This is a genomic window from Roseobacter sp. EG26, assembly GCF_049830555.1.
Classification (GTDB): Bacteria; Pseudomonadota; Alphaproteobacteria; order Rhodobacterales; family Rhodobacteraceae; genus Roseobacter.
Genome location: NZ_JBNBLH010000032.1, coordinates 1 through 8,657, shown reverse-complemented (window position 1 = coordinate 8,657; position 8,657 = coordinate 1). Strand labels below are relative to the sequence as shown.

Sequence of the window (8,657 nt, the reverse complement as noted above, 5' to 3'; positions counted from 1 at the left end):
CCTCAAGCCTGTCCGGAAAAAGCGTCGCCTGACCGCGCTCCACACCCTCGATATACCCTGACATGCCCGCCTCCAGTATTTGACCAGAAGCATACATCATCCGGAGTTTCCACACAGCCTCGGCTCTGACCGGACCCGGGATGCGACGCAGCATCCTGTGATATGCTACCTTGGTCAACATCGAGTTGTCGTTTTGGGAGGGCATGGCGGATCGGAGGATCAGTCATGGGAATACCAAGCTTACCTGCTATTCGCGCAGTTCGCCCCGTTTGGAACACGAGTCGCATCGTCGGTCAGAAGCGCCCGCTGAAGCCCAAACACGTTTGAGCAATCAGAGTTCGACTTGAACTGGCCGAGAACCATCGTGATTTGGCGCTGTTTAACATGGCGATCGACATCAAGCTTCGCGGTTGCCACCTCGTGAAGTTGAAGGTCGTCGATGTCATGGCGTCAGGTCAGATCAAGGGACAGGCGTCTATGTTGCAGAACAAAACGCAGAAACCAATAAGGTTCGAGATTTCTGAAGGAACCCATGCCTCTGTCAAAGAGCGGGTGGAGGATGAGCTTATGGTCGGCTCTGAGTATCTATGACCAGGTCGGTTCCACGAGCGCTTTCCCATCTCGACCCGCCAGTATGCGCAGATTGTCCGCGATTGGGTCACTTCGATCGGACTCGAAGCGGCGGCCTACGGGACTCATTCGATGCGACGGACGAAGGTCACCCAAATCTACAAGAAAGCCGGCAATCTCCGTGCCGTCCAACTGCTGCTAGGTCACACGAAGATGGACAGCACGGTTAGGTATCTTGGTGTTGAGCTTGAAGACGTCCTGGCTATTGCAGAAGCTATTGAAATCCAGATGTCTGGGCCGTCTTCACAGGCGGCCCTTTCCTACCGTTGAACAGGAGGCTCCGATGCTGCAGTTGAAGTCCGCATTGCCAACACAAGCCGCGAGCGCAATATCGCAGGCTTGCCGAACTTACAGATCGCAGGGCAAAGCGGCCATTGGAGGTGCGATCCTCAATAGCCGCCTTGATAGTGTCATTCAGCAGCTGTCGCCTCAATCTCGAACATGAGCCCGGGAAGCGCCAGTCGCGTCACACCCAGCAGGGTCATCGGAGGGGAAACCTGGTGCGGCCCGAACCGTATCCCCATTAGATCGAAATTCTTCAGTGCTTCATCCACATCCGTTGTGAAGATGCCCAGGCGGGTGACATTGCTCAAATTCATACCAGCCTCGGTCAGAACTGCCTCCAGATTGTCCAGTGCGAGGCTGACTTGAGCGCGCATATCGTCAGCGTGTTGCGGTGCGCCGTTGACGTCAACGGCCGTTTGACCGGCGCAAATAATCTGACGCTTGGCGCCTTCGATCACCTCGGCCTGATTGTAGCCAAGCTTCAATGACCAGTCCCAAGGGTTCACTGCGGTACGTTCCATGATTGGTTCTCCATGCTTTCATGTCGCTGAAAACTGCCTAAAATCAAATAGTGCCAAAATATGTCACTATTTATGATAAGCTGCTCGCATGAATATTCGCACCCGACGAGACGCCATCGTGCGCAACCTTCGCCGCAACGGCACCAGCACAGTTGATGAACTTGCCACTGAAGTGGGCGCATCGCGGCGCACAATACTGCGCGACATCAGTGCGCTGCGGGATGAGGGGTTTGTCATTTACTCGGATGTCGGGCGCGGCGGCGGCCTGCAACTGGACCCGCAATCGATGCAAACCACCGCACGCCTGTCCGTGCCAGAGGTCTTTGCGCTATTGATCAGCGTTGCGGCAATGCGGGTTGCGGGCAATCTGCCATTCTCAGAATTGGCGGATGCGGGCCTGGCCAAGATCGAGCGCGCACTACCGTCAGACAAGGTCAAGGATCTGCGCGCCTTTCTGGAGTGCTTGCACATCGGGCAACTTTCGCCGTTACAAGACCTGTCCGATATGGGCCGAATGGACGCTGCCCTTTTGCCCACGTTCGAGACGGCGTTTCTGAATAGGAATTCAATCCGCTTTGCCTACCGCGACGCCAAAGGCCGAGAGACCCACCGCGAGGTAGAGCCGCAAGCCATGTTGATCCTGCTCCCGCTATGGTATCTGGTGGCCTGGGATCCTACCCGCAATGACTTTCGCCATTTCCGCATGGACCGCATCAGTGCGCCCGAGGTGATCGAAGACACCCGTTTCCGCCGCCGCCACGTCCCATTTGAGGAAGATGTCTGCCCCTATAGCGAGATCATGCACCAGCGCACGTCAGCATCAGTGCCGTCTTGATGAAGATACATACATTCCCGCGTGGCATCTTCTGAAAGCGGTCGTTGGCGCGGGTTGCAGCATAGTCCCTTGGTAGAAGGCTTGGGACGAAGGTAAGAATTACCCGTCGTGCCGCTTGCAAGAAGGGTCTGCTCTGATGTCTATGAAGTAGAGCGTGAACATCTTAGACTGACGATGGCAATTTCGAAATGGCAGAAAACCTCAAAAAATGCAGATAAGTGACAAGGCTGTTTTGACTGCGACCCAGTGGTGTACAAGTGCAATATCATCTTGAAGGCTTTCGACCTGGCGATCCGTCCGTATCTTTGGAGCGCGCCCAAGTTCCTGCTGGAGACGTAGACGTACTGATCGTCGGATGCGGCCCAGCGGGCCTGACGCTTGCTTCTCAGCTTAGCGTCTTCAGTGACATTTCTGTGCGCATCGCAGAACGCAAATCCGGTCCTTTGCAGTTCGGTCAGGCTGATGGGATCGCATGCCGGTCCATTGAAATGTTTGAGGCTTTTGGCTTTGCGGAAAAGGTGATCAAGGAAGCCTATCACGTAAACGAAGTGAGTTTCTGGCGTCCGGGTTCCGACGGAGCGCGTCTTGCCCGCGCGGACCGTATTCAGGATGTCGAGGACGATCTATCCGAAATGCCGCATGTCATCCTCAGTCAGGCCCGCGTGCATGATTTCTACTTGGACTTCATGGCCAAATCGCCATGTCGGTTACGCCCCGATTACAATCGCGAACTGCTTTCGGTACGACGGCATGCGGAAGGCACGCACCCGATCGAAGCCACCTTTGCCTGCCTCGACCAAGAAAGCGGAAACGAAACGATCAGGGCAAAATACCTCGTTGGTTGTGATGGCGCGCGCAGTAAGGTTCGCGCCGAGATGGGTCACAGTTTGAAGGGTCAATCCGCGCGCCAGCTTTGGGGCGTAATGGATGTGCTGCCACGCACAAATTTTCCGGACATCCGATTGAAATGCGCAATTCAATCGGCGGATCAGGGCAGCATTCTGATCATTCCCCGCGAAGGTGGATATATGGTTCGGCTCTACATCGAGCTTGATGCTCTTGACGAGGCAGAACGCGCCGCCGATAGAAACATCACGTCCGAACAGTTGATCGGTAAAGCGCGCGCAATTCTTCAGCCCTATGCATTCGAGGTGGCAGAAGTGGCCTGGTGGTCAGCCTATGAGATCGGACAGCGCCTCTGCGATACCTTTGACGATGTTTCCGCAAAAGACAGGGGATCGGTTAGGCCACGCCTCTTTATTGCAGGGGACGCTTGCCACACACATAGCCCAAAAGCTGGCCAGGGCATGAACGTCTCAATGGCAGACGCGTTCAATCTCGGGTGGAAACTCGCAGCGGTTCTGCGCGGTCAGGCCGTGCCTGCGGTGCTCGATACCTATTCTGAGGAGCGCCGCGGGAAAGCCAAGGAGCTGATCGACTTCGACAAGGACATGGCGCGGCTTTTTAGCGAAAAGCCTAAAACCGACGCCGAAGCCGCGCAATTTCAGTCGTATTTCAAGAAACACGGTCGCTATACCGCAGGCGTGGAGACCCGCTATGATCCCTCAATGTTGACGGGGAGAAATCGCCATCAGGCCTTAGCCGAAGGGTATGTTGTCGGGAAACGGTTTCACTCTGCGCCAGTGATCCGTCTTGCTGATGCGAAACCGATACAGCTTGGTCACGTTCTCAAAGCCGATGGCCGTTGGCGGATCATCGCCTTTGCTCCAAGGGCTGACATCGGTGAGAAGGATGGTCCGGTCGCGGGGTTCTGCGAGCGGCTTTCTACCGGCCTTCTGGCCAGAGTGACGCCAAAGAAAGCAGATATCGATGCGGTTATCGACCTCAGAGTCGTTTTCCAGCAAAGCCATCGCGCGCTTGATATCACAAAACTCCATCCCCTGTTGCGCCCGACGAAAGGCGCCTTGGGTTTGACGGACTACGAAAAGGTCTTTTGTCCCGGCCTAGGCCCTCAAGATATCTTCGACATGCGCAGAATTGACCGCGAAAAAGGTGCCGTACTTGTGGTCAGGCCGGATCAATATGTGTCAATGGTCGCGCCAGTCTCGCATGTAGAAGACATTGACAGCTTCTTTGGGCACATCTGCCCGGCGCAGTTGCGTCCAGACTAAAAGAACAGAATTCTGACCCACTTCAAAAGCGGCCCAGAGCCGACATCCAACATCCGTCTTCGATGCTGCATTCAATTCCGCATGGCTGCTATTCGCTGCAAGCGCAAAATCAAGAGCCACACAATCTTAAGTCCTGCGGACGAAGTGAGCTTTGGCTGCAACCGCACTGTTAGCCATTTTCGTTTGTGGTAACGTGAATTGAAAACAGGCTCCATCGTAGGGTAGGTACATGAAACTTCCTAAAGATCTGACACACCCTTTGGCAACGATTATTGAGCAGTGTGAGTACTTGAGAACAGTTGAAATTTTTCCTGTGTGCGGCAGCTTGCTGGAATTTCATGCTGGGGCAGGAAAAGTATTTGACGACCCACATACCATCGCGGGAATTGAAGGTGTTCGATCAATCGAAGTCCCACCGAAATCAGACCGTTACTCATTTAAATTCGCTAACTTCGTAAGTTACAGTGTAACTGATGAAATGTTCATCAATACGGTCACTGATGAAGTTTTTAAGGGTGGACGATTGCGCAGTTATTCTAAGTCACACTTTCTAGATTATGTGTCGGCAGCGACTTCGGCGACTGACCATTTTCCAGGAAATTTATTACATTACCAACTGAATACTCTTGATCACACGATCGATGTAATCACCGCAGAACCGCCGGAACTTGTTATGGCCCAAATTGGTAAGTAAGGGCTCGTTGCAGTCATCGGAGGCGGCGCAGCACAGCGTCAGGAGGCCAATGTTCCGCAGAGAGGGATGGCCCAAAGCCGACCTTGGACAAGGCCGTGCTCATTCACTTGCAGTCCCATGATGGTGACTTTGGTGCACAGCTTGTGCACATGGACAAAACCATGTCTTGCACAACGGCGACAGCGGGATTTGGCCCGCGCCATTGCGCGAAGATAGTCCAGCCCCGGGCCTTGATCACTCGTCCGTCTCGGTGGGGGGCAGACCTGCGATCCCCGCGTCCGAGCCCGGCCCATCATGGCGGGCAAGCCCGACCTGCAATGCTTCATCGTGCCTTTCGTGAACTGACCAAATCCGCGCCTCCCTTGAGCGACTTCGATGGCGTCGCAAACGATTGGCATATCTACTTGTCGCAGTCGTTCAAGCAGCAGCCGGAATGGGTTGGCTTGTCGTGAGGTCAGTTTTCAGAGTTGGGTTACGGCAGCAACACGGTCAGGCCGTCCGTGACTGCAGAAGCCACTTGATCGGGCGCTTCCAGCAGCGCGAAATGACCGAGCCCCTCAGGAATTTCGATGACAGCACGCGCGGCGCGTTCTGCGATCGGGCGCACAAGGTCGGGCGGTGTCAGTTGATCCATTGAGCCGGCCACGAAGACCAGTGGCAAGTTGGTCGCGGTCAGCTGCTCTGCCGCTCCAGGTCTGGAGGCTGCAAGTTCTGTCTGCGCGGCAATCAGATGAGATGTGCTTTCAGCCATGGACGCGACGCGATCCAGACGCTCTGAGTTTGTGTCAGACGACATCAAATGCCAGTTTTCAATGACCCAATCGCGCGCGCCTCTGGCAAGAATGTGGTCGCGCGCAGCTTCACGATTGGCGCGGTTACCCGCTGGATCAGGGAATGGATTACATGCCAACAAAACGATGGCCTTTGCACGCGCCATCGCGTGAAGATTATGCGCAGCGACCATCGCGCCCAGACTGAACCCGCAGACAATTGCGCCGTCCGTGACGGCAGTGCGCAATGGCCCCTCATAATCTTGCAAATGCGGCGAATTGAGTTCGATGACAATCTGGTTTGCGACGGACACACCCAGGTAATCAAGAACCGGCGCGAACACGTCGGGCGTACACAGCGTGCCGGGTAGAAGAACCCAGTGATCAACGATGGGGTGTGTCATGGCAGGTTTCGACTATTCAGCGACCATTCCATAACTCGGGATCAAATGAGCGGCGGCAACATAGCCCTGCGCATCAAGCGCATGGCCCTTCGCGAACGCGGCCTCGATCACATCGCCTCGGAATTTGGGGCGCTTTTGATGGTCACCTGCGACAATCAAAAGCAGCTCAACGGTCTTGGCGCCGGTATTTTGAAATCCGCGCAAGACACCCTCTGGGATTGAAAACGTCTCCCACGCGCCCACATCGACGGAGACATTGCCATCGTCATTCATCACTACGCGCACCCCGCTTTCGCGCGGGATCACAACCATCTTCTCATCCAGTGTAAACGGCGAGACCCATTGCCCCGGCTGAACTCGAAGCCACTCCATCGAAAATCCATGCGGATTGCTTATTCTGGCCGTATGATCGCGGTTCTGGGTGATACCGTGGCCAATGACGGGCGCAATCTCAGCGCCGCAGTCCGTCAATCCCATATCTATGAAGGCGGGACGGAAGTCACGATCTGTTGTGCTCACCACCCGTTGCCGCATCTCTTCCGGGCTGTATGCGCGCAGTGACGCAACCTCCTCGGTGGCCATGGGCGTGATACATTGTTCAGCGCTCGGAACAGGGTCGCCTTTGCTTGTGTCGATCAGCACGTTGTCTTTGGACAGGTAAAGCCCAAAACCTGCGGCCTCTTGAATGATGTCGGGGTGGAAGATGACCCCGCCTGTATTGTCACCACCAAGCGTCGTGAAAATCCAGCCGTCCCCTGTTCCGCTGTTCACAAATCCACGGTAAATCCATGTGGGCACCGAGATGATGTCGCCGGGGCGGCCAACCAATTCATTCTCACCGTTCGGTCCCCAGCGGAATGTGTACTCACCATCATAGACCATGAAAACTTCGGCCGTAAAATGGATGTGGAGATTGTTGGTGATCCCCGGCGGCATCGCTGCCGCACCAATATTGAAGCCATGTGCTTCAGGTAGATTGATGACCTGCTCTTTCGAGGATGTCACACCGGGGCCAATGATCGAATAGTTCTGTTTCAGATGTGAGCCCGGTTTCTTGCAATCGATGAAAGCCACTGCGCAAGATTGGTAGTCGCTGCGCTTGATGTGTCGTGCGTCGGCCTCGGTTTGGGAAATCCTGGTCATGTCCTTTGGTCCTACGTTTCGGTTTTCGTTCTATGCAATCCGGCGGGGATGCGAGCCGTGCCGCGAATAATCAGCTCGCCGGGGATCTCGACCTTTTGCGGCTTGTGCTTCGTGTCCGATATTTCGCTAAGCAGCATCTTGGCAGTTGCATCGATCATTTGCGGCAATGGCTGTCGGACTGTGGTCAGATCAAAAGTCTTCCACTGTGCCATCGGCGCGTCGTCATAACCGATCACCGAAACGTCCTCCGGCACGCTCAACCCCAACTCTTCGCGCAAAACTTCCAGCACGCCAAAGGCCATATGGTCATTGGCGACGAACAGGGCATCCGGCACTTCCGCTTGTGCAAAGAGTTTCCGCGTTTCCGCCATCGCGACATTCCGGCGGAAGTGGCAATCCACGCATGCAAGCGGCTCTAGTCCCGCCGCCTGCATTGCTGCCATGAACCCGTTGCTGCGATCCACGCCGTTCAAAGCCTTGCGCCAACCGGCCAGATGGGCAATACGGCTGTGGCCCGCCTTGATCAGAAATTCCGTCGCTTGCTTGCCGCCCTCGAAATTCGAGGCAGTGACCATGGATACATCCGGATCTGACTGGCCACGATTGAACAAGACGCAGGGAATGCCCGACTTCCGCACCCGCGCCACCAATTTGTTGGACAGGCTGATAGAGGCCAACACGATGCCGTCCACCTGATCGGCTAACAGATCGTCAATAATCGCATCAACCTCGTCCGAGCTGTTGCCCGCGAAATAGACCGTAACGGAGTAACCCTGCTTGTTGAGCGCCTTTGAAAGGTCCTGCAGAGCTTCCCCAAAGAATCCGTTTTTTAGGTAGGCGAGAACGATGCCAATCCGAAATGAGTTGCCAGAGTTCAGCGACCTCGCGACCAGATTGGGGATGTAGCCCAACTCTCGCGCAACTGCGCGCACGCGTTCCACTTTGGCAGGATCAACGGAGGCGGAGCGGGAGAAGACGCGGCTGACTGTCGGCTGGCTCACACCTGCCGCCTTTGCCACATCATATGTTGTTATGCGTGCTGAACCCATGTTTTTCGCTCGTTTCCTATTTCGTCGTATCCCGATAGGGCGCGCCTTCACCATATGGGACATTGATCCCGCCATAGCGTCGCACACGCAGATTGCACTGCTCCGCATGACCGACAAAGCCTTCCAGCATGCACAGACGCGAGCCATAAGCCCCGATTTCTGCGGCCGCCTCATCGGTGAGAACCTTCTGATAG

At 55.4% G+C, this 8,657-nt stretch carries 8 protein-coding genes and 2 pseudogenes; 4 read left to right on the top strand and 6 right to left on the bottom strand.

The window, feature by feature from the left end:
- A partial coding sequence (locus tag ACOTTU_RS24720) for a hypothetical protein (RefSeq protein WP_425662174.1) occupies positions 1 to 181 on the bottom strand: 181 nt, incomplete at its 3' end.
- Between the two features lie 203 nt (positions 182 to 384).
- Here ACOTTU_RS24720 and ACOTTU_RS24715 point away from each other — a divergent pair.
- Positions 385 to 900, top strand: a pseudogene (locus ACOTTU_RS24715) (tyrosine-type recombinase/integrase).
- Positions 901 to 1,040: 140 nt separating this feature from the next.
- Here the strand turns inward: ACOTTU_RS24715 and ACOTTU_RS24710 are convergent.
- Entirely contained in the window at positions 1,041 to 1,436 is a 396-nt protein-coding gene (locus ACOTTU_RS24710) for a RidA family protein (RefSeq protein WP_425662172.1), read from the bottom strand.
- Positions 1,437 to 1,524: 88 nt separating this feature from the next.
- Between ACOTTU_RS24710 and ACOTTU_RS24705 the strand changes: the two genes are divergently transcribed.
- From ACOTTU_RS24705 to ACOTTU_RS24695, 3 genes are all read left to right on the top strand, one after another.
- A complete protein-coding gene (locus ACOTTU_RS24705) occupies positions 1,525 to 2,271 on the top strand; it encodes a helix-turn-helix transcriptional regulator (protein ID WP_425662170.1) in 747 nt (248 codons plus the stop codon).
- Positions 2,272 to 2,528: 257 nt separating this feature from the next.
- Complete coding sequence (locus ACOTTU_RS24700) at positions 2,529 to 4,403, top strand: FAD-dependent monooxygenase (protein ID WP_425662168.1); 1,875 nt, start codon at positions 2,529 to 2,531, stop codon at positions 4,401 to 4,403.
- Between the two features lie 229 nt (positions 4,404 to 4,632).
- Positions 4,633 to 5,097: a hypothetical protein gene (locus ACOTTU_RS24695; RefSeq protein WP_425662166.1), complete on the top strand. Its 465-nt coding sequence runs from the start codon at positions 4,633 to 4,635 to the stop codon at positions 5,095 to 5,097.
- A 472-nt stretch (positions 5,098 to 5,569) separates the two neighbouring features.
- Here ACOTTU_RS24695 and ACOTTU_RS24690 read toward each other — a convergent pair whose 3' ends face one another.
- The 4 genes and pseudogenes from ACOTTU_RS24690 to ACOTTU_RS24675 all read right to left on the bottom strand — a co-directional run.
- Positions 5,570 to 6,271: an alpha/beta fold hydrolase gene (locus tag ACOTTU_RS24690; protein ID WP_425662164.1), complete on the bottom strand. Its 702-nt coding sequence runs from the start codon at positions 6,269 to 6,271 to the stop codon at positions 5,570 to 5,572.
- A 12-nt stretch (positions 6,272 to 6,283) separates the two neighbouring features.
- Positions 6,284 to 7,414, bottom strand: a complete 1,131-nt coding sequence (locus ACOTTU_RS24685; RefSeq protein ID WP_425662162.1) for a hypothetical protein — start codon at positions 7,412 to 7,414, stop codon at positions 6,284 to 6,286.
- A gap of 11 nt (positions 7,415 to 7,425) precedes the next feature.
- Positions 7,426 to 8,463 (bottom strand): LacI family DNA-binding transcriptional regulator, encoded by a 1,038-nt coding sequence (locus tag ACOTTU_RS24680; RefSeq protein ID WP_425662160.1) that lies wholly within the window; start codon positions 8,461 to 8,463, stop codon positions 7,426 to 7,428.
- Between the two features lie 16 nt (positions 8,464 to 8,479).
- A pseudogene (locus ACOTTU_RS24675) lies at positions 8,480 to 8,657 on the bottom strand (histidinol dehydrogenase); the annotation flags it as partial.

What these genes read in the sequence shown, in the direction of transcription:
- ACOTTU_RS24710 (WP_425662172.1), bottom strand. Translation starts at nt 1,436, where the DNA reads ATGGAACGTACCGCAGTGAACCCTTGGGACTGGTCATTGAAGCTTGGC.
- ACOTTU_RS24705 (WP_425662170.1), top strand. Translation starts at nt 1,525, where the DNA reads ATGAATATTCGCACCCGACGAGACGCCATCGTGCGCAACCTTCGCCGC.
- ACOTTU_RS24695 (WP_425662166.1), top strand. Translation starts at nt 4,633, where the DNA reads ATGAAACTTCCTAAAGATCTGACACACCCTTTGGCAACGATTATTGAG.
- ACOTTU_RS24690 (WP_425662164.1), bottom strand. Translation starts at nt 6,271, where the DNA reads ATGACACACCCCATCGTTGATCACTGGGTTCTTCTACCCGGCACGCTG.
- ACOTTU_RS24685 (WP_425662162.1), bottom strand. Translation starts at nt 7,414, where the DNA reads ATGACCAGGATTTCCCAAACCGAGGCCGACGCACGACACATCAAGCGC.
- ACOTTU_RS24680 (WP_425662160.1), bottom strand. Translation starts at nt 8,463, where the DNA reads ATGGGTTCAGCACGCATAACAACATATGATGTGGCAAAGGCGGCAGGT.